This is a genomic window from Polaromonas sp., from assembly GCF_036676035.1.
Taxonomy (GTDB): domain Bacteria; phylum Pseudomonadota; class Gammaproteobacteria; order Burkholderiales; family Burkholderiaceae_C; genus Polaromonas.
The window spans coordinates 15,798-40,909 of record NZ_JAKFDR010000026.1; the positions used below are offsets into that span (position 1 = coordinate 15,798).

The window sequence follows — 25,112 nt, forward strand, 5'->3', positions numbered from 1 at the left end:
ATTGATTGCAGCCCACGAGAATGGACATTGGCGCAATAAATATGCAGCAAGAAAAATGATGTTGAACGGCCATGAGCAACAGTAATTCGCCTCTGCCGTCGTGTTCTCCATTTCAGTCGGAATCGGTCGCGGCGATGCCTCTGATCCATTTGACGGAGGTCAAACTTGCACCAAGAACGTCGTTATGCCTGCTTGTGGATCTGTCCGATTTCTCTCTCACGGGGCTGCGGCACCTTGAGTCGCTTCTATCGAGTAGTGAGCGGCAGCAATATGCCAATATCGTCGCTGACACCGAGCGTAGACAGCGTCAGGCGACGCGAGCGGTGCTACGGCTGGTACTCGGGCAGGTGACGGGAGTGTCTCCTGCTCAAGTACCTCTGGGTATGGGCAAGCACGGCAAACCTTACATGATCAGCCCCGGCGTCGTGAACTTCAGTGTGTCGCATTCGCAGAGCTACTCTTTGATCGCGCTATCTCGTTGCGATGTCATTGGATGCGACATCGAAGGGCGGTTTCAAGACGATGATGTGCATCGCTTGGGTCCAGTGGTGCTGCATGCGGCGGAACTGGAATCCATGCGGGGTTTGAAAAACCTGGACCTTCGAGAGGCCTTCATGCGCTGTTGGGTACGCAAGGAGGCTGTCTTGAAAGCAATGGGCACGGGCCTCGGTGCCGATCCGAGGCGCGTGATGGTTGGCTCCGGCTACGCGTCCGCCGGTTGCACCGGTCCACAGGAGCGGCAGTTGCACCTGCATGACGGCCCCGCTGTCGCAGGCTGCATGACTGCGGTTGCTAGCGAAGATCCAACGTGCAATTGGTATTCGCTTGCTGTGTAGCCGGTGGACGCAGGACCGCGCGCTGCAAGGTCGCACGATAGGGGCTCGACAGCAGTGCCAAGCTGGCCAGAGGTGAGCCTGGTCTTTCAAGGCAGTCCTCGGCCAGGGTGGTAAGTTGAGCCAACAGTTGATCGAGTTGCCAAACCTCCAGTCCTTTATGGGCCAGCGTCACTTGGCCAGTTTCGGCGGTAATGTCGAATGTCAGCGCTGAAGATGATTCAAGCGCGCTGGTGCGCCACGTGTTGCCGGTGGCGACGCCATCCATATCTACCGAGATTGGCCACGAGCAAAAGTCATTCCAGCCCCGGGGCCGAACCAGGCCGGGGTAGCGCATGACCGCGTCACGCAGATAGGCCTTGCGAGAGCGCCAAGCCGCCAGGCGAACCATGCAGCCCTGCCGGAACCGCTCAAACGGCTCGTTGAGATCCAGTGCAACGCTGAACGGACGCGTACTGGCCAGCAGCGCATTCGCGCCGTCAGACGGGGGATCAGTCTTGTTGCATTTCAAGCCGATGTCGAAAACCTCTGCTCCGCTGACTCGCGCAAGGTAGGCCAGAACCACCACGAGAGCGAAATCTCCGGCATCCTGCGAGGCAGGCAGTTTGCTTTTGATCGCTGGCAGGACAACGTAGTCCCCAGCGGCCGAGCCGCACCGCTCGGCGGTGCGCAGGGGCAGGCCAAGCGGTTTCAGGCCCTTGAACATGTCCATCCATGCCGCCTCGTGCTTCCATCCGCAGGCGTGGACGGCAGCCGCGGTCCCCGGCGATGCCTGGCTGGGCGTCGGTAGCGCCATACCTTCGCGCAAGGCGAACATTTTCACCAGTTGTGTGACAGACAGGGCACGGCCATCGAGGGACAGGAAATTCCGCAACGCTACGTCGTGGCTGACTGTGGCGACAACCAGCGATTCCTGCGTTACCGAGACCACGGTGCCCGGAGTCGCTGTGGATCGTGCGGCGCGGACATTCAGGCTTTGCACGGCGACAAACGCCTCCCCGAACCATAGCTTTGGCAGGCCGAGCCGGTTCACGTAGGGACCGAAATTCAGGGCGCGGACCAGTGCCGAAAGATCATCTGCTTCCCGGTTCCAATCCAAGGTGGCTGCGTTGTCGGGCCTGCGGTCGCGCGGAAAAAACGTGCGTTGGGACAGATTCTGCTTATAGCCCGTAAACTCATTGCGTATCAAGCCCTCCACCAGCAGGGGAAAGCTTTCCAATGCGGCATCGTGGCACTTCGCATTTAGCGTCAATGCGGTCTCGTTGGCGGTGATGGGAACAGAAGCCTGGAGCAAGATATCGCCCGCATCCGCATAAGAGGTCATGTGGTGCCAACTGACCGCATAGGTCCTCTCGCGCGCCATCAGCGCCCAGGAGGTCACATGGCTGCCCGCATAGCGTGGCAGTGGACCATCGTGGAAGTTGATGGCATGCGTGAACAGTTCCAGGACTGACGGCGAAATAAGCTGCTCGTTCGCAATGCTCAAGAGAACGGGGGCTGAACCTTCCCAGGCCATACCGGCCAGATCGGCCGGTACCGGCAGACAGGGAACGGCGGCGGACTTCGCCCACTGTTGCAGGGCTTCGTCATCCGAAACGACAGCGCGCAGCGGCAGGCCGCGTTCGGCCAGCAGTTTGCAACAACCCAAGGCCAGCGTCCCGCGCCCGATGAGGACAAAGTCCAATGACTCAGCAGCGGCGCTCACGAGACCACCTCGTTCGTTTGGACAAGCAGGTTCACAATTTCGTCAGCAAGCGCGTCCACGTCTGGTTCGCGCAGGATTGACCAGTGTGTTCCCGCAATCGTGCGTTGATTCAGGCTGTCACCAAGGGCCATGCGCCAGTCCTCGATGGACTGCGTGTCCAGCGCAGTGCCTTTGTCGGCCAAGATGAGCGTGAACTCCCCGTCATAGGGGCGCGGCTGGTACCGGCTGATGGCGATGGTGTGCGACTTGAAGGCCTCAGACAGTCGGTTTCGGAAGCCATCCGGGCTCTTGTCGGCAAGCAGCGCCTGTATTTCTGCGCGGTCATGGCCGACCTCGAGCAGGTGTTGCTGCGCCATGGGTTCAAACCAGGCGTCCGTGCATATCGCGCCCAGCAGGTCGGTGGCTGTCCAATGCAGGGCCGAATCAATGGCGAAGGTCATCACTACCGCGTGGCCTTTTTCGGTGAGGTAGCGAGCCATCTCCAAGGCTACTAGGCCACCAAAGGACCAACCACCAAGGCGAATTTCCTGAAGATCCGGGAAGTCCGAAACGATGCGGTCGGCGTAGAGCCGTGCCAATTGCTCCACGCTCAGTTGCTCGTTGGATTCGAGTGGACGCCAGATGTGAATGGCATCCACGCCATAGACCTTTGCGTGCGACTCGAGCTTATGCCCCAGCTTGCGGAAATTGACCGCATTGCCGTCGGCTCCGTGCACGATAAACAGGGGCGCGGCTTCCGAATTCTGGCCAAAACACACGAAGGGCGACTGGGATGCAGCCGCGTCGTGCAAGCGGATGTGTTTGGCCAGGCCCGCGACGGTCGGTGTCTCGAAGAATGACTTCAGGCGGATCTCCACGCCAAACGCTTCGCGCAGGCGGGCCGTCAGGCGCACAGCGGAAAGTGAGTGTCCGCCCAAGGCAAAGAAGCTGAGTTGCGGATTTTGAATGGTGTCCAAACCCAAGACCTGCGCCATCAACTCAGCCACCTTCAGCTCGAACGGATCAAGCTCGGCGGGGTCGTCGTTGGCCCTGTTAGGCCAGTCCGGCATCGGTAGTGCACGTGTATCGAGCTTGCCATTGCGCGTGACAGGCAGTTTTTCCATCGAAACAAAGGCGGAAGGGATCATGTACGCCGGCAACGCTCGGGCCAGATGGGTCTCCAGCACGCAGGTATCCACAGGCTTGCCCTCGCAGCCCACTACATAGGCCACCAGCCGCTTGTCGCCAGGATGATCCTCGCGTGCGACCACGGCCACCGACGTTACTTGGCAATGCGATGCCAGTGCGGTTTCAATTTCACTTAGCTCGATCCGGTAGCCGCGGATTTTGACCTGATGGTCGGCACGCCCAAGGTGTTCGAGCTGGCCATCGGGGCGCCAGCGCACGAGGTCACCCGTGCGATAGAGCCGCTCGCCGGTGGCGAATGGATTGGGAATGAAGCGCTCGGCTGTCAAGTCAGGCCGTTGTGCATAGCCGCGCGCGAGCTGCTCTCCACCGATGTACAGCTCAGCCGGAACTCCTATGGGCACAGGGTTCAGGCGTGTATCCAGCACGTACATGGAAGTGCCGGGGAATGGGCTTCCGATGGATGGCCGCGCACTGACGGGGGACATGAGTTTCGAAGCACTTTGCGAGACGGTGGCTTCTGTCGGCCCGTAGCCGTTCCAAACAGATGTCATCGAACACAGCCGCTCCGCCAACTCCTGTGGCACTGCCTCACCGCCCACGATGAGCCGCAGCGAGTTTGGCGGTATCCAACCCAACTCCAGCAGATTGCGGACAAACGAGGGCGTGCCTACCATGGCGGTAACGCCTTTCGAAGCCACAAGATTTTTGAAGTAATCCAGATCGAGCAAGCGCTGCCGGTCCGCCATCACCACCGTGCCTCCAACACAGAGGTACGGTAGTGTTTCGGAGATGAACATGTCGAACGAAACGCTGGCGGCGCAAACGGCCACGTCCGATGGCCGGATGTCGACAGAGAGCTTGAACGCCTCCAGAAAGGTGGCCAGCGAGCGGTGGCATATTTCCACGCCCTTGGGTTGACCAGTGGAGCCGGATGTGTAGATCACATAGGCCAGTGACTCGGGGTCGCGCGAGACCGTTTCCAGAGCGACGTTCTCGGCGTCAGGCAACTGGTCATGGATATCAATACTTAGCACTTCGTCATTGGCATTCGTGATTGCTGGCATGAGCGTGCTGCTGGTCACGACCAACTTGGCACGGCTGTTGCTCAACATGTAGGCAAGCCGGTCCTGCGGCAGAGCCGTGTCCAGCGGCAGGTACGCGGCACCTGATTTCAGCACCGCCAGTATGGCAACCATGAGGTCAGTGCCGTGATCGAGATAGATGCCCACAACTGCGTCGGGACGTGCGCCGAGCGAGCACAGTCGCTGAGCCAGGCGGGTGGCTTGGGCATCCAACTCGCCATAGGTGATCTGGTCGTCGCCTCTGGTCACGGCGCCGGCGCCGGGGCGTAAGCGGGCTTGGCGCTCGAACAGCTCAACCACGTCGGGGCAGGTGCCAGCCGAAGTCCTGCCGGAATTCCAGTCAGTCACGATTTGTCTGGCCTGCTCAGCATCCAGCAATGGCAGGTCCGCCAAGGTGCTTTGCGGGTCTTGAGTCAAGGTTTGCAACAGGTGTTGATAGTGCCTGGCCCAGCGCTCGATGGTGGAGGCGTCGAACAAATCGCGGTCGAATTCAATGGTCGCGGCATAACCTCCCGCCGCGTCGGCAACCAGTTGCAAGGTCAGGTCGAACCGGGCGGAGCCCGAGTCCGTGCCCACCGCCTGGCTGCGAAGGCCTGGCAGTTCCAGGGTTGTCTCGTGCGCAAGGTACGAGAACATGGCCTGGAACACCGGCATGTGGTTGAGTGAGCGGGTCACGCCAAGGTGCTGGACCAGACGGTCAAACGGTACATCCGGGTGCGACAGGCCGCCCTTGACCACCTCGGAGGTGGAACGAATCAATTCGACGCCTGTTTTCGCAGCGCCGGGCTCGATGCGCAGTGGCAGCGCGTTGACAAAATAGCCGATCAAGCCATCCAGCTGGGCCAGTCGGCGTCCCGCGATCGGCGTTCCCACAACCACCTTTGCCTGTCCGCTGAGCCGCGACAACAGCACACCATAGGCGGCCAACAACACCGAGAACGGCGTCATCGCATGTTCATTCGCCAGCGCTTCGACGCGACGCCGCTGATCTGGACTGACTTGGAAGGTCAAGAGGTCGCCGCGATGCTGTGATACAGCCGGTCTGGGCTGGTCGGTGGGGAGGCTGAGGAAGTCGGGCGCATCCTGGAGGTGAAAGCGCCACCAGTCCAGTTGTTGCTCCTGCTCGTCGAGCCCCGGCCAATGGCGCTGCCAATGGGCGTAGTCGGCGTATTGCGCGGGCAGCGCCGCAAGGGCGGCCGGCCGCCCTACGCTGGCTGCACCATAGAGCTCCCCCAGCTCCTGGCTCAGTACGTCCATGGACACTCCATCGGCCGCGATGTGATGGACGGTGACGACAAGAACGTGCATTGTGCTGTCCAGGCGCAGCAGTCGAGCGCGCAGCATCGAATCGCGTGACAAGTCGAATGGCACCCTGGCAGCCTCCCGGACAAATGCTTCGATCGGGCCAGGCGTTTCGCTCACCTGCAGGTCGAACGACTGGGCAGGCCGGACGGTACCGAAAGCTGTGCCAGCGTCCTCCGAGTAGACCGTGCGCAGGACCGAGTGCCTTTCGACCAGCTCGGTGAAAGCCCGCGCTAGCGCGACGACGTTGAGTTGCCCCTCCAGCCGGAACGCGTAGGACATGTTGTAGGCTGCTGACGGTCCTTGGAGGTGGTCTAAGAACCACAACGCTTCTTGTGCGGCGGACATCGCCACGCGCGAGCCAGGCGGGTAGCTGTGGACGACGAGCGGGGGCAGGCTGTCTTTGCCGGACTCGTGCACGCGTGCGGACAAGCCGGCGACGGTCGGGCTCTCGAATACCGCCTTGAGATTGACATCGGTGCCGAAGACTTCGCGCAGTTGCGCTACCAGGCGCACCGCGGCGAGCGAATGGCCTCCCAGGGCAAAAAAGCTCGCATCCCGTCCCGGGGGCAGGGCCAGTCCCAACACCTGCGCCATAAGTGCTGCAACCCTGGCTTCGATATCGTCGCGCGGCGGTGACGCTTCTATGGGGATAAGTTCGCCCGGCTTGGGCAGCGCGCGTCGGTCCAGCTTCCCATTAGTGGTTAGCGGAAAGTGGTCAAGCGGAACAAAGAAGGCTGGCACCATGTAGTCTGGTAACTGGCCCTCCATGTGCTGTCTCAACTGCTCCTCAAGCAGGCGCTGCATCTGTACTGACAGCGGATTGCCGGCGAAACGCTCCGGCGCCATAAACACTCCAGGTTCTGCGAAGACGAGCGGTTGTGCGCAGCCATGAGACGGCGACAAAAGCACGTCGAACATGCCGTCGCCCACGGTGGCCCGCACTGTTGCCGACCATTCCATGCGCTCGGCCGTAGCAATCACCGATTCAGGATGAACGCCCTGCAGGGCGCCTACGTCCGAGGGGACGGTCAGGTCCGGCGCGGCCTGCCTGGCGGTGTCCAGCGCACCCAGGCCGTGCTGAACCCGCGCGTCGGGCACGCCGCGAAGAATGAAGGGCTCCCGCTCGGCGTCTTCGAGGATCGCCTGCAGGTGCGCCAGGGTCCATTCGGCGGGCTTCCAACACAACTCTTTATCGATGGCGGGGCAGGACGGGCAGTCGGGCCCTTTGCGTTGGAGGAGGGCGTCGAAACGGAAGGCGTTCATCTCCGTGTCGGCATGGCCGCGCCGCGACAGGACCTGTACCGAATGCAGATCGTAGCGGACGGCTAGCGTCGCAAAGAAAAGGGGGGCCAGGCAGAGTTCGCTGTCGTGCCGACACTGGCGGTCGACTTTGCGCAGGAACTGATCGTTGGTCAAACCAAAGCTGGCTTGATGTAGCTCGACGGATGCATGAAAGGCGGGTAGCAAAGCCAGGTTGCGCACGTCGCCGACAAACAGGTAGCCGCCCGGGGCCAGCAGCGAGAACGCTTGGTCCAGTACGTCAAGCAGATATTTGGCGCCGGGGAAATACTGGACCACGGAATTGACGATGACCAGGTCAAAGACCCGGGGCGCGAGTGCCCCGATCCCATGGGCAGGAAGCTGTAGCAGTTCGATCTGGGGCACAGCTTTGACCTGGTCCGCCAGGAGTTCGAGCGCCTTGCCTGAAATATCGGTACCGACGTAGCGCTCTGTGCTCAGCGCCAAGCGAGACATCAGCAGGCCTGAACCGCAGCCGATCTCCAGGACGCGGCGTGCCTGTAGGGCTGCGATACGGCTGACGGTGGCATCCGCCCATTCGAGAATTTCCTCGGTGCGGTAAGGCTGGCCGGTGTAGCTGTTGGTCCAGACGGCTGCATCGGCTTGGTTGCCTTGCGAGACGTCCTGAGCGTAGCGGCTGTCGTAGATGTCGCGCCAGGCCGCGGTTTGCTTGTCAACCAGGTCGGCGTCTGGGCCCTCCCATTCTGATTGGGGCGCAGGGGTGTAGTACGCCACCAGTTGGGTGCCGCCTGGCAGATCGTCACGCGCCAGCACCACGGCTGCGGCCACCGCTGGGTGTGAGGCCAGCACGGTCTCGATCTCGCCCGGCTCGATGCGGTGGCCTCGAATCTTCACCTGCTGGTCGACGCGGCCCAAATACTCCAGTTGGCCGTCGGTGCGCCAGCGTGCGAGGTCTCCAGTGCGATAGATCCGCTCTCCTTTTCCGAAGGGGCTGGGAATGAAGCGTTCCGCTGTCAGATCCGGTCGTGCCGCGTATCCGCGTGCCAGCTGGGCCCCGCCGATGTAGAGTTCTCCGGTCGTGCCCGGCGGCATGGGGTCCAGAAAACCGTCCAGCACATAAAGCTGGGTGTTCCAGATTGGGCGTCCGATCGGTGGCGGACGGTCGCTGTCGGGCATCAACCGGTACAAGGATGCCCAGATCGTCGCCTCTGTCGGCCCATAGACATTGAAAACCGCGGCAGCTGCTTCGAGACGCTGAGCCACATCGACTGTCAGCGCTTCGCCACCCACCAGAAGACGCAAACCGAGCCCAGGCTGCCACCCGGTGTCCAACAGGTTGCGGACCAGCGAAGGTGTTGCCTGGAATAGCGTCGCACCATGCTCTCGAGCCAGGTTTGGAAGGTAGTTCGCTTCGAGCAACCGCTCGCGATCAGCCAGGATCAGAGTGGCACCGGTGCAAAGCGGCAGGAAAAGCTCCAGGCCAAAAATGTCAAACGAGATGCCAGTCGTCGAGAGGAACACTTCGTTCGCGCCGGCCTGCAGGTCATGTTCAAAGCTTGCCATGGCATTGGCGAGTGCTCCGCGGCTGATCTGTACGCCTTTGGGCTTGCCGGTGGAGCCGGAGGTATAGATCACATAGGCAAGCTGGTCCGCATCTGTGGCGCCGAAGTCCATGGTCGCTGGGGCTTTCGCCTCAAGTAGAAGCTGGTCCAGACAGATGGTCTGCGGTGCCGTGATGCCGTGCGACAGAGCGGTTGTGGTCAGCAACAGCGCCGCGCCGCTGTTCTCAAGCATGTAATCGAGACGCTCAGGGGGAATCGAGGTGTCCAGCGGCAGGTAGGCGCCTTGTGCCCGCAAGACCGCAAGTATGGCAACCACCAGGTGCTCATTGCGTTCAAGCCTGATGCCCGCAACCGCATCCGGCCCAATACCCAGGTGGCGGAGATGCCCGGCCAGCAGTGATGAACGCTCATGGAGCTGGCGGTAAGTGATGTGGTCACCATTGCAGGTCATGGCGATCACGTCAGGCCGCGTTAGTGCCTGCATGTCAAAGCGGCACAGTATGTCGCTCGACGCATCCAAGCAGTGCCGTGTGTCGTTCCAGCCTGCGAGCACCCGGTCGCTGCCCGGCAGGTCAAGCAGGGCAAGCTCGGCTGCGCGTAGATGGCGAACATCGGTCCACAGGCCGACAAGGCGAAGAAACTGCTCGAAAAACGCTTCCACTTCCTCCTCGTCCATCAAGTGGGGCGGATATGCCAGCGAAATCTCAACTGGCTGTCTCCCATCGAGCTCGTTGACCATGAGGAAAACCTTGTCGGCATCGCAAGCAATACTGTCGTCGCTGCTGAGCTGCAAGGGCCCCATGGTGGTGGGGGTATCACAATTTACGTGGCAAAACACAAGGTCAAAAACTGGCGTACCCCCGGCCCGGGCCGCCGGCCCTGCAAACTGGTCTACCGTGAACATGCGGTAGCGCAAGTCGCGTCGAAGCTGGGTGTTAATCCGCTGGGCTATTTCAACCAGCTTTTCCTGGTTGTCCAGGTCGATGCGAAAAGGCAGGTAGCCGCTGAACATCCCGAGCGTGTGGCGGTGGTTGCCGCTGCGGCCGTGTGAAGTCATGCCCAGGCACAGGTCGCGCCGCCCCTGCTGGCGCAAGGCCACCAAGGCGACGATGGAGGTGAGCGCACTGGCGGGCGGCAGGCCCTCTTGCCGGCAGGCGTCCAGAAAACGCTCGTAACTGGGGTGGCCGATTTCCGCGCGGCGGCGCTTCAGGCCTGAGTCGGTGCCGCGCCCAGGACGGAAGACGGGTTCAGCCGGGTCGGGGTGGCGTGACTGCCAGTAAGCCCGGTCTTTCTGCCAGCGTAGCGAATCACGATACGCGGCATCGGATGCCAGGTGATCTGCATAGCTGCCTAGGAAAGACAGGTCGAGCTCGCCACCCGCGCCAAGCTGGTGATACGCCTGTGCCACGGCGCTGACGTAGGCATAGGCGCCCACGCCGTCAACGACCAGATGGCTGAAGCGTGTTCGCCAGACCCAGGACTCGGGCGCTTGTTGCAGCAACACGGTTTCGAACAGCACATCCCGGGTGATGTCGAAAGGCTTTTCGTCCCAGGTGGCGAGCGCTTGCTCCCGTGCGGCTCGCTCCTGCTCGTTGCGGGGGATGACCTCGATGCGCAAAGGCGCGTACACCTTCTCGCGCACGTACTGCATCGGCTCGTTGTTCTCAATACCGAAGCACGTTCGCAACGCATCGGATGCATCAGCAACCGCCTGAATCGCCTCTTGGAGGCGCTGCGTATCCAGATTGCCTTCAAGTCGGCAGCCGATACACACGATAAATGCCGGGCTCCGGGGAGCCATCTGGTGCTTAAGCCATAGGCCAAGCTGAGCCGACGCGAGCGGACTCGTGCGAACGATTTGCATGTGAACCCTTAAGGAAGATCGCGCGAAGATGCGGGGGTTGGAAAAGCTTGGGCTATGGCGCCTTGCGCCGCTGCAGCGACAGCGGCCTCGTGTCGGTCCACACCTTGGCGATGTGTTCCAGGCAATCTTTTTTCAGGCCTTTGAAGTCGGTCTCTTGCCAGCCCGCAGGCACGGGTTTGAAGTCCGGCCAAATGGAATGCTGCCCTTCATCGTTAACGACAACGGAGAAGACCCGGTTTTCATCATCTATCGTGCTCACGGCAATCCCCAAAAGAAACGCCGGGCAGATGCCGGCGGCAGGAGGTAGAAGGGTGCCGAATAGCGCTCGGCGCGTTTGGGCGTGATGGGCCCCGCCTTGGGGGCGGATTGTAATGTCCAAGGTTACAAATCGTCAACGGGCGCCTGACATGCGAGACGAGGTTGCGGGGAGCTGGCAGCGCAGTTTTGCTACTCTTTTGATGGCATATCATTCCCGTTTTCAAAGGGATAGGGCTCGATTTTTCTTAAAGAGCTGGCCGGAAACCGTCTCAGAAGGACGCAGCCGCCTGTAGCCATAGCGTAGGCGTCTTGAACGCCGAGACTGGGTTGACAGAGCCCCTTGACTTCCCCTAAAGGCGGGAAGGGGTAAGACGGGCAACTCAGGCATCAAGCTGACGGCGGGGCCGGGGCTTTGACGGAATACTGCAGCTCGCCTGACGAGCTGAGGATGCCGGTGACGTAGGCGCACAAACCGTCTTTTTGCAACAAGTTTTGAAGCTGGATTTGCTTGTCCGCTTGGCCGCAAGGGCTGGGTTTTCTCCCAGGCTGAAGCTGGCAGCTTGAGCTCACGCCACCGCGTCCGCCACCAACTCCGGCAATTGCTTCACCCTCTCATAAATCGGTGTGAAGTCCGGCGCCGTCTTGTCGAACAGCTCCTGGAAGCTGTCGATGACGAAGTAGGTCTGCTGGTAGCTGTCGATCTTGTAGCGGGTGCGCATGGTGCGCAGCAGGTTCAGGGAAATCCGCTGGGGCTGTAGGCCAGCCCGCTGGAAGAGCTCAAAATGCCGGCGCCGATCAATGCAGTTCCGCCGCCGGTGACGCATCACCCGCCAAAAGCAAACCAGACCCAGAAAAATCAATGACTTACGGGCGCCCATATTCGCTATTGTTTTAATAGCTGTCTGCGCCCGTATTCCTTGGGGGAAAGCCTGATTTGTCTTAAAGAACTGGCCTGAAGCCGCCTCAGAAGGCTGCCGCCGCCGCCTGCCGCCACTGCGCAGGCGGCTTGAGCGCCGAGGCCGGGTCGGCAGAGCCCCCCATCCTTGCCTCACGTGTTGCAGTGAGACACTGCGACTCTTCGCCCCGTCCAAGTCCGCGCAGGCGGACTTGGAGCCGCAGGCCTCAGCCCCAAAGGTGGGAAGGGGTGAGGCGGGCAATTACAGCCGGCAGGCGCTCGGGACTTCTGACGGAATACTGCAGCTCGCCTGACGAGCTGAGGATGCTGGTGCCGTCAGATCAAACAGCTGTTTAGATTGGATCGCGGGCTCAGCGCTGAATTACCGCGTCTTCCGGCAAAAGCGCATTGGCTGCCAGCTCGGGCAAGGTTTTCAGCTGCTCGTACAGCGGCGTGAAATCGGGCGTCGTCATGTCAAACAGCTGCTGGAAGCTGTCGATGACGAAATAGGTCTGCTGGTAGCTGTCGATTTTGTAGCGCGTTCGCATGGTGCGCAGCAGGTTCAGGGCAATCCGCTGGGGCTCGGGGCTTTTGACGGAATACTGCAGCTCGCCCGAGGAGCTGAGGATGCCGGCGCCGTAGGCGCGCAATCCGTCTTTCTGCCGAATCAGTCCAAATTCAACGGTGTACCAGTACAGGCGGCTGAGCTGCTCGCAGGCGCCCAGGCCGTGCGCTTTCAGGCCGCCGGCGCCGTAGGCCTGCATGTGGTCGGCAAACACCGGGTTGAACAGCAGCGGCACATGGCCGAACAGGTCGTGGAACACGTCGGGCTCGACGATGTAGTCAAACTCCGCCGGCGTGCGCAGCCAGTCGGTCACCGGGAACTTGCGATTCGCCAACAGGGTAAAAAACGGCACTTCGGGGATCAGCCCCGGCACGGCGACGATTTCCCAGCGGGTGGCCTTGTACAGCCGTTCGTTGATTTCCTCAAAACGCGGAATCCGCTCTTTCGCTCCCAGTAAAGGCAGCGCCGAGATGAATTCATCGCAGGCCAGGCCCGGCACCAGCGCCGACTGCCGCTCGTACAGACGGTGGTAGATGTCGTGGTCTGCGGCGGTGTAGGCGGCGTAGTTTTGCGGGCAGGTGTAGTCGGCCTTGACCTGGCCGCCGCGCGCATAGTCCCCCCGCGGTGGCCGGGCCGACTCGCCGTACACCACCGGGCTGGGCGTGCTGGTGACTACTTCAGCCATTGATTCTCCACACGTTGATAATCGCCGCTGGCTTTGGCCAGGTGCAGCCACTGGTCGACATAGGCTTTGAACGTGACATCGCCGCGCGGCAGCAGGTAGGCCATTTCGCCGTACTGCAGCGGCTTGTCGGGGTTGATGGCGCAAAGACCGGGCTTGAGCCGCTGCTGGGTGATGGCCTCGGCCGATTCGGTCACGAATACATCGGCGCGGTTGGCCAGGATTTCGTCAAAAATCGTGAGATTCTCGGGGTTGAGCCGCATCTGTGCCTGCTTGAAGTTGGCGCGGGCAAAACGCTCGTTGCTGCCGCCCGGGTTGAAAATCACGCGTGTGCTTGGCTTGTCGATGTCGGCCACGGTCTGGTATTTGGCCACGTCAGCGCAGCGTGCAATGGGCGCTTTGCCGTTGATCATGTAGGCCGTGCTGAAGAAGGCTTTCTTCTGCCGCTCGGTGGTGACCGAGATGCCGCCTACCGCCATGTCGCACTTGCCGGCCACCATGTCGGGCATCAGGTTGGACCAACTGGTCTTGATCCATTCGGGCTTCACGCCCAGGCTGGCCGTCAGCGAGGCCATCAGGTCTACATCGATGCCTTCAAATGCGCCATCGGCTTTCTGAAAACTGAAGGGCTTGTAGTCGCCTGGCGTGCAGATGCGCAGCACGCCCGCCTTTTGCACGGCATCCAGGCTGGATGCGGGCGGCGCCGTTTGCGCCGAGGCATACGAAGGCACGAGAAGGGTCCCGAGCAATGGCATGCAGGCGGCAATCACCGCGAATGTTTTGACCGGGGCGCTGCTGCGGCGTAAGAGGCTAAATGGCATGGTGAAGCTTCCGTTGTTGTCAGGGAGTTCTATTCTGCACTCTGTCTTGTCAGCACACCGCGCCGCATCTGGTCCAGTTCGATAGACTCAAACAAGGCCTTGAAGTTTCCTTCACCGAAACCGTCATCGCCCTTGCGCTGGATGAATTCAAAAAAGATCGGGCCGAGCTGGTTTTCACTGAAGATCTGCAGCAGCAGCGCGCCTTTTTTGCCGTCGACCAGGATTTTTCGCTTGTGCAGTTCGGCCACATTTTCGCCATGGCCTGGGATGCGCTTGTCGATCAGTTCGTAGTAGGTGTCTATGGTGTCGAGCAGCTTGACGCCCTGGGCGCGCAAGGCGTCGACGGTAGCCAGCAGGTCTTTGGAGCCCATGGCAATGTGCTGGATGCCTTCGCCGTGATACCTGTCCAGGTATTCCTGAATCTGGCCGGCTTTTTCGTTGCCTTCTTCGTTGATCGGGATGCGGATTTTGCCGCAGGGGCTGGTCATGGCCTTGCTTTTCACGCCGGTCACCTGGCCTTCGATGTCGAAGTAGCGGATCTCGCGGAAGTTGAACAGGCGCTCGTAAAAACCGGCCCACTCGTTCATGCGGCCGCGGTGCACGTTGTGCGTCAGGTGGTCTATGTAGGTCAGGCCGTGGCCCACCGGGTTGAGCGCCTCGGCGCCGCTCACGCCGGGCAGGGGCTCGAAGTCGACATCGTAAAAACCGATGTTGCCAATGTCGCCTTCCTGGGCGCCATTCTTGCCGCGCCAGCGGTCGATGAAATAGATGATCGAGTCGCCAATGCCCTTGATGGCCGGGATGTTGAGCTCGCCCGGGCCGGCGGTGTGGGCATAACCCCAGGCGCCCAGCGAAATCGCGCGCTCGTACGCCGCTTTGGCATCCTGCACGCGGAAGGCGATCGCGCACACGCTGGGGCCGTGCTGGCGCGCAAAGCGCTGCGCAAACGAATGGGGCTCGGCGTTGAGGATGAAGTTGATGCCGCCCTGGCGGTAGAGCGTCACGTTTTTGTGGCGGTGCTTGGCAATCGGCTTGAAGCCCATGCGCTCGAACAGCGCGCCCATGGCTTTCGGATCGGGTGCGGCGTATTCAATGAATTCGAAGCCGTCGGTGCCCATGGGGTTGTCCCAGGCTGAATGGGCCCCCACGCTTGTCACTGCGTGTACTGCGCTGCCCCCCGAGGGGGCTGTGCTTGCTTGGGGCGGCCCTTCGCTGCGCACGCGGGCGCTTGATGCGATGGTGGACGAGGCGAGGGGTTGTGGCAGCGGTGCGTTCATGGGGGTCTCCAAAGCTTGTGATGCGACTTTAGCGCCGCAAGGCCTCAGTTTTTCTGCAAGTTTCGGCGCTTTGCTTGATTGAAACGCATAAAAGCTGCAAAATAATCGATATGGAAGCACTCGACAAGCTCGATAAGTTGATTTTGAACAGCCTGCAAGCGGATGGCCGCGCCACCTACGACCAGATTGCCGAGCAGGTCAGCCTGTCGCCCAGCGCGGTGCTGCGGCGCGTCAAGCGGCTGGAAGAAAGCGGTGTGATTGATCGCTACGTGGCGCTGGTCAAGCCCGAAGCGGTCGGGCTGGGGCTGACGGCCTACCTCAATGTACGGCTCGAAAAGCACACCGAAAGCCACAAGCGCAACCCCATGGATGTGTTTCGCGCCAGCGTGCAGACCTGGCCCGAGGTGGTGGAGTGTGCCGCCTTGACCGGGGAGATGGATTACCTGCTGCGCGTCGTGGTGCAGGACATGGCGCACTACAGCCGCTTCATCATGGACACGCTGCTCAAGCACCCCAGCGTGCAGGACTGCAAAACCAGCTTTGTGCTGGACCGGGTCAAGGCGACGACGGCGCTGCCTTTATAAGGACACCTCCATCAATTCACATTTTCGTCATCCCCGCGCAGGCGGGGATCCAGTGCGCCCCTATCAATCAGTCACTGACGGGATCATGGATTCCCGCCTGCGCGGGAATGACAGATTTATAGAAGTGCAGTGGGTAAGTCTTCTCGGACACATCAACAGCTTGTTGCGTTGCAATTTCGCAACAGTTGAGTTTCTAAAGCAACTAAATCGCTATTATTTTGATAGCTCATTGTGCTTGTATTTAAAGGGGTAGAGGCTTGTTTTGGTTAAGGATTTGGCATGACGCCCCATTCAGCACGCCTCAAAGCCCCTTAGGGTAGATATTCTAGGGAAAACCCTTATATTGAAGCCATGGTTACGCCCACTGCACTACTCAAGGCCTCGATCAAGGCGGGCAAGGAGTTCTTCCGCCCGCCCGTGGAGGTCAAGGTGCGCACGCCGCATGTGGCCCCGGTGATGGTGCCCATCCGCTCCATAGGCTTTAGCCACGGCGAGCGCATCACCAACCATTTGCTGGCGCTCAATGCGCAGGACCGCTACCTGCGCTTTGGCTACGCCGCCAACGATGAGCAGATCCGTCGTTACGTGGCGGGGCTCAATTTTGAGCGTGACGAGATTTTCGGCATCTACAACCGCAAGCTCGAGCTGATCGCCATGGCGCACCTGGCCCTGTCGGCCGAGCCCCAATGCGCCAGCTGCGCCGAGTTTGGCGTCTCGGTGCTGGCCCATGCACGCGGCCGCGGCTATGGCGCCCGGCTGTTTGACCGCGCCGTGATGCACGCCCGCAACGAGGGCGTGTCCATGATGTTTATCCATGCCTTGAGCGAAAACACCGCCATGCTCAACATTGCCCGCAAGGCCGGCGCCACCGTCGAGCGCGACGGCTCCGAGAGCGAGGCCTACCTCAAGCTGCCACCAGCCGACCTCGATTCACGCATGGCCGAGATCGTGGAAGAGCAGATTGCCCAGACCGACTACCGGCTCAAGGTGCAGGCCAAGCAGTTCTGGGACTTCCTGGCGATGGTGCAGGAAGTGCGCCGCGGTGTGCAGGAAGGCCGCGACCGCATGCCGATGTAGTGTGTGGCCCCCACGCTTGCCACTGCGTGTGCTGCGCTGCCCCCCGAGGGGGCTGAACTTGCTCGGGGCGGCCCTTCGCGGCGTTCGGTGGCCCCCACGTTCGCTCACTACGTGTAGCTCTCTGGACGTGCCACTGCGAGACGCAGTGGCTCTTCCGTCCGTCCAAGCCTGCGCAGGCAGGCTTGGAGCCGCGGACGTCAGCCCCTCGGGGGTTATTTTCCTAGGGGCGGCCCGTCGGAAAATTGCTCCGCTTCGCTGCATGCCGCAAAAAGTCCTGTCGCCCAGCGACCCTCCTCCTATATTTCCCCAACTGACCAGAACCCCCTCCCGGAGGGGGCTCGGGGGAGCGGTCCAAGCGCGCCAGCGCAATTTCCCGGACTCCGGCGAGGCCGGAGCCCGGGGAATTGCGTTATCCTAGGTGGCTTCACAACTACCGAACACTTCCGTGTCCGACATGCCCCCCAGTCGATCTTCCCGGCCGGAAGACAAACGCGGCTTTTTGCAAAAGCTCGCTGAAATGCTCCACCCGGGCCCTGACTCCAAAGACGAGTTGATTGAAACCCTGGTGGAAGCCCAAGACAACGAAGTCATAGGTGCCCAGAGCCGCGAAATGCTCGAAGGCGTGATCCGCATGGCCGACATGACGGCCAGTGAGGTGATGGTGGCCGCGCCGCGCATGGACGTGATCAACATCGACGCGCCGTTCGATGAGCTGCTGCACCTGGTGATCGACACCGCCCACTCGCGCTTTCCGGTCTACGAAGGCGAAAAAGAAAACATCATTGGCATTCTCATGGCCAAGGATTTGCTCAAGCTGCAGCGTGCGCCCGAGCTCAACATCCGGGCGCTGCTGCGTCCGGCGGTGTTCGTGCCCGAAAGCAAGGGCCTGAACGACTTGCTGCGCGAGTTTCGCGGCAACCGCAACCACCTGGCCATAGCGATCGACGAGTTTGGCCGCGTGGCCGGGCTGATCACGATTGAAGACGTGCTCGAGCAGATCGTCGGCGAGATCGAGGACGAGTTCGACATCGCCGAAGACGACGGCGACATCTTCGGCCTGACCGACCACACCTACCGCGTCAGCGGCGACACCTCGATCGAGCGCGTCAACGAGGCCTTTGGCGTGACCTTGCCCGAGACCGACTTTGACACCATAGGTGGCCTGGTCGCCCACGAAATGGGCCATGTGCCCAAGCGGGGCGAGCATCACGCACTGTCCGGCCTGCAGTTCACCGTGCTGCACACCAAAGGCGGGGCGGTGCGCTGGTTCAAGGTGTCGCCCGTCGCGGCGAGCGCCTGAGCCCTTGTCAAGGTAACCTGATGGGGCGACGCACGATTCACAGCATGCTGCCTTCGCTGCCGACCCTGCCGGCGTTGCTGGAGCACATAGGCCATCCGCGCCAACCCAAGCGACCTTCGTTGCTCCAATTTGCTATTGTTTTGATAGCTGGTAGCGCCCATGCAGCCAGCATAGCGTGGCCTTTTGCCTTTTGGCTGGCGCAGGGTCAGCCGGTCTGGTGGCTGCAGCTGCTGGCCTTGGGCGTGCTGGTCTGGCAACTGGACCGTGGCATCAGCGTGAAGCGCGCGGCCTGGCTGGGCGGGCTGTTTGCCACGGCCATGCTCTGCGGCACGTTCTGGTGGCTGTTCATTTCCATGCACCGCTACGGCGGGCTGGCCGCACCGCTGGCGGTGCTGGCCATCGTGGCGCTGGCGACATTTTTGGGCCTTTACTATGCGGCCGCCACAGGGGCTTTTGTCGCGCTGGCGCCGGTTGCCCGGGTCGGGCGGGCCTGGCGGGCCCTGGTGTTTGCGGCGCTGTGGCTGCTGGCCGAACTGGCCCGGGTCAAGCTGTTCACCGGTTTCCCGTGGGGCGAGGGCGGCTATGCGCATGTTGACGGCTGGGCCCGGCCCTTGGCGGCATGGATCGGGGTGCATGGCCTGACCTGGCTGGCTGCCCTGGTGGCGGCCTGGCTGGTCATGCTGCTGCGCGCCAGCAAGGGCCCGCGCTGGGGCATGGCCCTGGTCATTCTGGCGCTGGGGTTTGCCGCGGCCCAGTTGCCGGCACGGGACGCAGCCTACAAAAAGGAATCCCCGGCCGCGCCGCCTGCAGCACTGTCGGTGACGCTGCTGCAGGGCAACATTCCCCAGAACGAGAAATTCCAGCCGGGCACCGGCGTGGCCACGGCGCTGCAGTGGTACGGCGAGCAGCTGCGCGATGCCAAAACTTCGCTGGTGGTCGCGCCTGAAACGGCCATTCCCTTGCTGCCCCAGCAACTGCCCGAAGCTTACGGGGCGGCGCTGCAGTCGCGTTTTGCCAAGGGCCAGCAGGCGGCGCTGATCGGCATTCCGCTGGGCAGCCACCAGAGCGGCTACGCCAACTCGGTGATCGGCCTCAAGCCCGCCGCATCAGCAGGCCCGGGCGAGATCTACCGTTATGACAAACACCACCTGGTGCCCTTTGGCGAGTTCATCCCGCCGGGTTTCAAGTGGTTCACCCAGATGATGAACATCCCGCTGGGCGACTTCAACCGCGGTGCCGTGGGGCAGGCGTCGTTTGAGTGGCGGGGTGAGCGGCTGGCGCCCAATGTCTGCTACGAAGACCTGTTTGGCGAAGAGCTGGGCGCGCGCTTTGGCGATCCGGCGGCGGCCCCGACCATGTTTGTCAATGTCAGCAACATTGGCTGGTTTGGCAACACCGTGGCGATTGACCAGCACCTGCACATCTCGCGCATGCGCGCGCTGGAGTTCAACCGGCCCATGCTGCGCGCCACCAACACCGGCGCCACCGCCATCATTGACCACCGCGGCCAGGTCACGCATTCGCTGGCACGCCACACGCGCGGCGTGCTGGTGGGCGAGGTCGAGGGCCGCAGCGGGATCACACCTTACGCCTGGTGGGTTTCGCGCTATGGTTTGTGGCCGCTGTGGGCGCTGGGGCTGGCGGTGGTCGGCTTGGCGCTGGTGTCGCGGCGCCGCTGAGTCCCTAGCCCCCACGCTTGCCACTTCGTGTGCTGCGCTGCCCCCCGAGGGGGCTAATTTTCCTTGGGGCGGCCCGGCGGAAAATTTCCAAGCCCGCTGCTCAATGGCTGGACGCCATCACCCCGCGCAATAAATCCGGCAGCATGTCCAGCATGCGCAAGGCGTCCTGGCCCGGCGGCGTGCTGCTGGCAAAGTACATCTGCAGCGGAACCGGTGCAAAGTCATGCAGGGCCACGGCACTGATGGACGACGGATCGAGGTTGCTGGCCGTCAGGAAATCAACCACCGTCCAGCCCATGCCGCGCTTGACCAGCTCCAGCGCCAGCCGCGAAGTGTGCACCTGCAGGCTGGCCGGGGCCGTGAGCCCCAGGTGGCGGGCCAGCTCGTCAATCGACTGGCACATGGGGTCTTCGCCCACCAGCCGGATCAGCGGCATGCTGGTCAGAAACGACATGGGGTTCAGGCGCCGGGTGCGCACGGCGCGCAGCCAGATGTCGCGCGTCACCGCCAGGTAGAGCGGGCCACTGACCAGCATCTGGCTGGTCAGCAGCGGGTGCGGGTGTTCGTAGTAGCCCAGGGCGAAATCGACGCTGCGGGTGAGCAGGGCCTGCACCATCTGGTCCTGGTGCAGGGTGCGCACTTCAATCTTGACGCGCGGGTAGCGTGCCAGGTGCTTTTCCAGCACCAGCGGGAGAAACTCGTGGCAGATGGACGGGATGGCGGCCAGCCGTACCTGGCCATCGTCAGCCTGGCGCAGGTTGAGCGCAATGCGTTTGAGCTCGTCCAGCTTGCAGTGGATCAGCGTGGATTCTTCAAACAGCACCCGGGCTTCGGGCGTCGGCGCCAGCGTGCCTTTAGCCCGCGTGAACAGTTTGTAGCCGAGCTGGAGCTCGGTGTGTGCAATGGTCTTGCTGACGGCCGAAGGCGTGATGCAGATCAGGCGCGCGGCCGCACTCATGTTGCCGGTTTGCATGACGGCCTGAAAGACTTCAAGTTGCCTGAGGTTCATGTCATGGAGAGGGTGTGAGTTTTATTCATACCCTGCGATTGATTATGCATCGCCATGCATTTTTGCCGTGGCTACGATGAGCCACCTTTTGCCCTGAAGCGCGGGGCAGATCGTCGCGCAGCGCGTGGCCGTACACCCTGGCTGCCTGTAACTTTGGCTTTAATTCAATGATCAGGAGACAACAGAATGCAAATGAAGTTAAAACTCGGAAAGCTGGTGGCGGGCATGGGATTGGCCGTTTTGGCCACTTTTGCCTCGGCCCAGGCCGCCAAGCCCAATGTGGTGATCCTGGCCACGGGTGGCACGATTGCCGGCGCCGGTGCGTCAGCCCTCAACAGTGCCACCTACGCCGCCGCCAAGGTGCCGGTGGACAAGCTGCTGGCGGGCTTGCCTGAACTCGGCAATGTGGCCCATGTGAGGGGCGAGCAGGTTTCGCAAATTGCCTCTGAAAGCTTTACCAACGACAACCTGCTCAAGCTCGGCAAGCGGGTTTCGGCACTGGTCAAGCAGCCCGATGTGGACGGTATTGTCGTCACCCACGGCACCGACACGCTGGAAGAAACGGCTTACTTCCTGAACCTGGTGATCCGCACCAACAAGCCCATCGTGGTGGTCGGCTCCATGCGGCCCGGCACGGCGCTGTCGGCCGACGGGGCCCTGAACCTGTTTGATGCCGTCAGCGTGGCAGCCAGCAAGGACGCGGCCGGCAAAGGCGTGCTGGTGACCATGAACGACGAAATCCAGAGCGGCCGCGATGTCAGCAAAACCATCAACATCAAGACCGAGGCCTTCAAGAGCCAGTGGGGCCCGCTGGGCATGGTGGTCGAAGGCAACAACTACTGGTTCCGCGCGCCGGTCAAGCGCCATACCCTGCAGTCGGAGTTCAACATCGACGAGATGGACGCGCTGGCGCCTGTGGAGGTTGTCTATGGCTACGGCAATGTCTCGCGCACCGCGCTGGACGCCGTGGGCAAGTCCGGCATCAAGGCGCTGATCCACGGCGGCACCGGCAATGGCTCGGTGGCTGACCGCATCGTGCCGGCGCTGCAGGATGTGCGCGCCAGGGGCATCCAGGTGATTCGCTCCTCGCGTGTGGCCGATGGCTTTGTACTGCGCAACGCCGAGCAGCCCGATGACAAATACGACTGGGTGGTGGCGCATGACCTGAACCCGCAAAAGGCCCGCATCCTGGCGGCGGTGGCCATGACCAAAACCCTCGACAGCAAGGAACTGCAGCGGATTTTCTGGCAGTACTGAGCCGTCTTGCGGCGCAGTTTGTGAAAAAAGGCGATGCCTCGCGGCACCGCCTTTTTTCTTGCAGCGTGAAGTACTAAAGCTGGCTCATGCCGCCATCGACGATCAGTTCCGTGCCGACGATAAACGCAGCCTCGGGCGAGGACAGGTAGACCACCGCACTCGCCACCTCGTCGGGCGTGCCAAAACGCTTGAGCGGGATTTGCGCCTGGATGCCGGCGGCCAGCGCATCGAGCTGTTCGGCGGGCACACCCAGCTTGCCATAGAGCGGTGTTTGCACCGGCCCGGGGCTCACCACATTCACGCGAATACCGCGGCTGATCAGTTCACCCGACAGCGTTTTGGCCAGCGAGATCAGCGCCGCCTTGCTGGCGGCATACACGCTGGAGTTCGGCATGCCGATGTGGGCGTTGATGGAGCCGTTCAGGATGATGGCTGCACCCGTGTTGAGCAGTGGCGACAGGGCCTGGATGGCGAAGTACGCGCCTTTGACGTTGGTGTTGAAGGTCTGGTCCCACAGGGCCTCGTCCACGCCTTCCAGTGGTGCAAATTTGGCAATACCGGCGTTGATGAACACCGCGTCCAGTGTGATGTCCTGGGCGGCCAGTGTGCTGGCCAGCGCCTGAGCCGAGCCGGTCGCGCCGGCGTCATTGCGCAGGGCGATGGCATCGGAGCCCAGTTGCGCCTTGGCCTGGTCCAGCGTGGCCTGGTCGCGGCCGGTGATGATGACGCGGGCGCCCTGTTTGGCGAATTCCATGGCGGTGGCCAGGCCGATGCCGCTGGTGCCCCCGGTGACGAGGACGGTTTTGCTGTCGAAGCGGCGGGCGGCAGGGGTGGTGAGCGTAGTCATGTCTGGTTCCATTTCTGAAGGGGTTGGGTGAGAGGTTGGGCGAGCGGTTTGCCGGGTCGGCTGGCTGCATCTGCCCGCCGATGACTGCACTGTACGGTTCATGTTCTGATAGAAGAAGGCCTGAAAAGTGTTTTAATCATTCAGTTTTCATGAATTTAAGGGGCAGACATGGACCGCTTGCGAGCCTTCGAGGTGTTTGCCGCCGTGGTGAGCCGGGGCAGTTTTACGCGTGCTGCCGATGCGCTGGATACGTCTCCGGCCAACGTCACGCGCTATGTGAATGAGCTGGAGGCGCACCTCGGCACCCGGCTGTTGAACCGCAGTTCGCGCAAGCTGTCCCTGACGGAAAGCGGCGAGGCGCTGTACGAGCGCAGCAAGTCCATCCTGGAGGAGGTCGCCGAGGCCGAGGCGCTGGCCTCTTCCGCGACCCTGCAGCCCCGCGGACGCCTGCGCATCAATGCGCCGGTCAGTTTCGGCATCCTGCACCTGGCGCCCCTGTGGCCGCGGTTCATGCAGGCCTATCCCGATGTGGCGCTGGACATCACGCTGAGCGACCGGGTGGTGGACATCGTGGAAGAAGGCTACGACCTGGCCATCCGCATCTCGCGCAGCGGGCCGGCCACGCATGCGGCGCGCAAGCTGGCGACCTCCCGCAACATCGTCTGTGCGTCGCCCGCCTATCTCCAGGCGCACGGCGAGCCCCTGAAACCCGCGGACCTGGCCAGCCACCGCTGCCTGGGCTACACCTATGCGGCCACGGCCAACGAATGGCATTTTGTAGACGGGCAGGGCCGGGCTCACATGGTCAAGGTCAATTACGTGATGCATGCCAACAACGGCGATACGGCTCGCGCAGCGGCCATCGCGGGGCAAGGCGTGATCTGGCAGCCGACATTTCTGATCGGGCAGGATTTGCAGGCGGGCCGGCTGGTTCCCTTGCTGCCCGGCTACCGCATGCCCGACATCGACGTGCTGGCGGTGTACCCGAGTCGCCGCCATCTGAGTGCCAAGGTCCGGGTCATGGTGGACTTTCTGGTGGAGGCCTTCCAGCCCGTCCCTTCGTGGGAAGTCCCGCCGGGGCCGGGCGTGACGGAGAAGGCGATCGCCCGGGCGCCCCGTCATCGCCGCGTAAAATGAACGGTTTAGCGATGGCCATCCGAGGCGTCGCTACCCGCGGCGCCGAACCAGGCGCCGCGCTTTTGTCAATAACACTCCTATGCTCACTTTCCAGCAAATTATCCTGAAGCTGCAGTCCTACTGGGATGCCCAGGGCTGTGCCCTGTTGCAGCCATATGACATGGAAGTCGGCGCCGGTACGTCACACACTGCTACGTTTTTAAGAGCGCTTGGCCCCGAGCCGTGGAAGGCCGCCTATGTGCAGCCGAGCCGTCGGCCGAAAGACGGCCGCTATGGCGAGAACCCGAACCGCCTGCAGCACTACTACCAGTACCAGGTCGTGCTCAAACCCGCGCCAAGCAACATTCTGGAGCTGTACCTGGGCTCGCTCGAAGCGCTGGGCTTCGACCTGAAGAAAAACGATATCCGCTTTGTCGAGGACGACTGGGAAAACCCGACGCTGGGCGCCTGGGGCCTGGGCTGGGAGGTCTGGCTCAACGGCATGGAAGTCACGCAGTTCACCTACTTCCAGCAGGTCGGCGGCATCGACTGCAAGCCCATCACCGGCGAAATCACCTACGGCCTGGAGCGCCTGGCCATGTATTTGCAGGGCGTGGACAACGTCTACAACCTGACCTGGACGGATGGTTTGAGTTATGGCGATGTGTACAAACAAAACGAGGTGGAGCAGTCGACTTACAACTTCGAGCACAGCGACGCCGACTTTTTGTTTACCGCCTTCAGCGCGCACGAGAAGCAGGCCAAGCATTTGATTGAAGCGCAACTGGCCTTGCCGGCCTACGAGCAGGTGCTGAAAGCCGCCCACAGCTTTAACCTGCTGGACGCGCGCGGCGCGATCAGCGTGACCGAACGCGCTGCCTACATTGGCCGCATCCGCAACCTGGCACGCAGCGTCGCGCAAAGCTACTACGACAGCCGTGAACGCCTGGGCTTTCCGATGGCGCCGCGCGAGTGGGTGGAACAGATGAGCAAGAAGGCAGCATAA

The 25,112-nt window shown here is 62.0% G+C and carries 16 protein-coding genes and 1 pseudogene; 8 read left to right on the top strand and 9 right to left on the bottom strand.

Annotated features, from left to right (window positions below; all coding sequences use genetic code 11):
- The first annotated feature begins 71 nt into the window (after window positions 1–71).
- The gene (locus V6M61_RS04935; protein WP_332775454.1) at window positions 72–836 is read left to right on the top strand and encodes a 4'-phosphopantetheinyl transferase family protein; all 765 of its coding nucleotides are present in this window, start codon (window positions 72–74) and stop codon (window positions 834–836) included.
- Here the strand turns inward: V6M61_RS04935 and V6M61_RS04940 are convergent.
- The 7 genes and pseudogenes from V6M61_RS04940 to hppD form a co-directional block, all read right to left on the bottom strand.
- Complete coding sequence (locus V6M61_RS04940) at window positions 793–2,538, bottom strand: formyltransferase family protein (RefSeq protein ID WP_332775455.1); 1,746 nt, start codon at window positions 2,536–2,538, stop codon at window positions 793–795. The two genes, V6M61_RS04935 and V6M61_RS04940, sit on opposite strands and share 44 nt — an antisense overlap.
- Window positions 2,535–10,739 carry an amino acid adenylation domain-containing protein gene (locus V6M61_RS04945; RefSeq protein ID WP_332775456.1) on the bottom strand — a complete coding sequence of 2,735 codons (8,205 nt, stop codon included), beginning with the start codon at window positions 10,737–10,739 and terminating at the stop codon, window positions 2,535–2,537. The genes V6M61_RS04940 and V6M61_RS04945 overlap by 4 nt, the downstream gene beginning before the upstream one ends.
- A gap of 52 nt (window positions 10,740–10,791) precedes the next feature.
- Window positions 10,792–11,010: an MbtH family protein gene (locus V6M61_RS04950; RefSeq protein WP_332775495.1), complete on the bottom strand. Its 219-nt coding sequence runs from the start codon at window positions 11,008–11,010 to the stop codon at window positions 10,792–10,794.
- A gap of 553 nt (window positions 11,011–11,563) precedes the next feature.
- A pseudogene (locus tag V6M61_RS04955) lies at window positions 11,564–11,790 on the bottom strand (phenylalanine 4-monooxygenase); the annotation flags it as partial.
- 473 nt (window positions 11,791–12,263) lie between these two features.
- Window positions 12,264–13,142, bottom strand: coding sequence for a phenylalanine 4-monooxygenase (gene phhA / locus V6M61_RS04960; protein WP_332775457.1), 879 nt, complete (start codon window positions 13,140–13,142; stop codon window positions 12,264–12,266).
- Entirely contained in the window at window positions 13,130–13,894 is a 765-nt protein-coding gene (locus V6M61_RS04965; RefSeq protein ID WP_332775496.1) for a transporter substrate-binding domain-containing protein, read from the bottom strand. Before V6M61_RS04965 ends, phhA begins: the two co-directional genes overlap by 13 nt.
- 95 nt (window positions 13,895–13,989) lie before the next feature.
- Window positions 13,990–15,078: a 4-hydroxyphenylpyruvate dioxygenase gene (gene hppD / locus V6M61_RS04970; protein WP_332775497.1), complete on the bottom strand. Its 1,089-nt coding sequence runs from the start codon at window positions 15,076–15,078 to the stop codon at window positions 13,990–13,992.
- Window positions 15,079–15,347: 269 nt separating this feature from the next.
- Between hppD and V6M61_RS04975 the strand changes: the two genes are divergently transcribed.
- The 4 genes from V6M61_RS04975 to lnt all read left to right on the top strand — a co-directional run bounded on the left by V6M61_RS04975 (window position 15,348) and on the right by lnt (window position 19,877).
- Window positions 15,348–15,821 (top strand): Lrp/AsnC family transcriptional regulator, encoded by a 474-nt coding sequence (locus V6M61_RS04975; protein WP_332775458.1) that lies wholly within the window; start codon window positions 15,348–15,350, stop codon window positions 15,819–15,821.
- Between the two features lie 351 nt (window positions 15,822–16,172).
- Window positions 16,173–16,898 (top strand): GNAT family N-acetyltransferase, encoded by a 726-nt coding sequence (locus V6M61_RS04980; RefSeq protein ID WP_332775459.1) that lies wholly within the window; start codon window positions 16,173–16,175, stop codon window positions 16,896–16,898.
- Window positions 16,899–17,352: 454 nt separating this feature from the next.
- Window positions 17,353–18,198 carry an HlyC/CorC family transporter gene (locus V6M61_RS04985; protein ID WP_332775498.1) on the top strand — a complete coding sequence of 282 codons (846 nt, stop codon included), beginning with the start codon at window positions 17,353–17,355 and terminating at the stop codon, window positions 18,196–18,198.
- 20 nt (window positions 18,199–18,218) lie between these two features.
- The gene (gene lnt, locus V6M61_RS04990) at window positions 18,219–19,877 is read left to right on the top strand and encodes an apolipoprotein N-acyltransferase (protein WP_332775460.1); all 1,659 of its coding nucleotides are present in this window, start codon (window positions 18,219–18,221) and stop codon (window positions 19,875–19,877) included.
- A 100-nt stretch (window positions 19,878–19,977) separates the two neighbouring features.
- Here the strand turns inward: lnt and V6M61_RS04995 are convergent, their stop codons facing one another.
- Window positions 19,978–20,886: a LysR family transcriptional regulator gene (locus V6M61_RS04995; RefSeq protein ID WP_332775461.1), complete on the bottom strand. Its 909-nt coding sequence runs from the start codon at window positions 20,884–20,886 to the stop codon at window positions 19,978–19,980.
- Between the two features lie 192 nt (window positions 20,887–21,078).
- Between V6M61_RS04995 and V6M61_RS05000 the strand changes: the two genes are divergently transcribed.
- Window positions 21,079–22,143: an asparaginase gene (locus V6M61_RS05000; RefSeq protein WP_442957730.1), complete on the top strand. Its 1,065-nt coding sequence runs from the start codon at window positions 21,079–21,081 to the stop codon at window positions 22,141–22,143.
- 73 nt (window positions 22,144–22,216) lie between these two features.
- On the opposite strand, the gene V6M61_RS05005 is transcribed toward V6M61_RS05000, so the two are convergent.
- Complete coding sequence (locus V6M61_RS05005; RefSeq protein WP_332775462.1) at window positions 22,217–22,990, bottom strand: SDR family oxidoreductase; 774 nt, start codon at window positions 22,988–22,990, stop codon at window positions 22,217–22,219.
- Window positions 22,991–23,158: 168 nt separating this feature from the next.
- Between V6M61_RS05005 and V6M61_RS05010 the strand changes: the two genes are divergently transcribed.
- Both V6M61_RS05010 and glyQ read left to right on the top strand, forming a co-directional pair.
- A complete protein-coding gene (locus tag V6M61_RS05010) occupies window positions 23,159–24,127 on the top strand; it encodes a LysR family transcriptional regulator (RefSeq protein ID WP_332775463.1) in 969 nt (322 codons plus the stop codon).
- A 79-nt stretch (window positions 24,128–24,206) separates the two neighbouring features.
- Window positions 24,207–25,112, top strand: coding sequence for a glycine--tRNA ligase subunit alpha (gene glyQ, locus V6M61_RS05015; RefSeq protein ID WP_332775464.1), 906 nt, complete (start codon window positions 24,207–24,209; stop codon window positions 25,110–25,112).

Excerpts from the sequence above, each read along its gene's own strand:
- V6M61_RS04935 (WP_332775454.1), top strand. The coding sequence starts at position 72 with ATGAGCAACAGTAATTCGCCTCTGCCGTCGTGTTCTCCATTTCAGTCG.
- V6M61_RS04945 (WP_332775456.1), bottom strand. The coding sequence starts at position 10,739 with ATGCAAATCGTTCGCACGAGTCCGCTCGCGTCGGCTCAGCTTGGCCTA.
- phhA (WP_332775457.1), bottom strand. The coding sequence starts at position 13,142 with ATGGCTGAAGTAGTCACCAGCACGCCCAGCCCGGTGGTGTACGGCGAG.
- V6M61_RS04965 (WP_332775496.1), bottom strand. The coding sequence starts at position 13,894 with ATGCCATTGCTCGGGACCCTTCTCGTGCCTTCGTATGCCTCGGCGCAA.
- hppD (WP_332775497.1), bottom strand. The coding sequence starts at position 15,078 with ATGGGCACCGACGGCTTCGAATTCATTGAATACGCCGCACCCGATCCG.
- V6M61_RS04975 (WP_332775458.1), top strand. The coding sequence starts at position 15,348 with ATGGAAGCACTCGACAAGCTCGATAAGTTGATTTTGAACAGCCTGCAA.
- V6M61_RS04980 (WP_332775459.1), top strand. The coding sequence starts at position 16,173 with ATGGTTACGCCCACTGCACTACTCAAGGCCTCGATCAAGGCGGGCAAG.
- V6M61_RS04985 (WP_332775498.1), top strand. The coding sequence starts at position 17,353 with ATGCCCCCCAGTCGATCTTCCCGGCCGGAAGACAAACGCGGCTTTTTG.
- lnt (WP_332775460.1), top strand. The coding sequence starts at position 18,219 with ATGGGGCGACGCACGATTCACAGCATGCTGCCTTCGCTGCCGACCCTG.
- V6M61_RS04995 (WP_332775461.1), bottom strand. The coding sequence starts at position 20,886 with ATGAACCTCAGGCAACTTGAAGTCTTTCAGGCCGTCATGCAAACCGGC.
- V6M61_RS05000 (WP_442957730.1), top strand. The coding sequence starts at position 21,079 with ATGAAGTTAAAACTCGGAAAGCTGGTGGCGGGCATGGGATTGGCCGTT.
- V6M61_RS05005 (WP_332775462.1), bottom strand. The coding sequence starts at position 22,990 with ATGACTACGCTCACCACCCCTGCCGCCCGCCGCTTCGACAGCAAAACC.
- V6M61_RS05010 (WP_332775463.1), top strand. The coding sequence starts at position 23,159 with ATGGACCGCTTGCGAGCCTTCGAGGTGTTTGCCGCCGTGGTGAGCCGG.
- glyQ (WP_332775464.1), top strand. The coding sequence starts at position 24,207 with ATGCTCACTTTCCAGCAAATTATCCTGAAGCTGCAGTCCTACTGGGAT.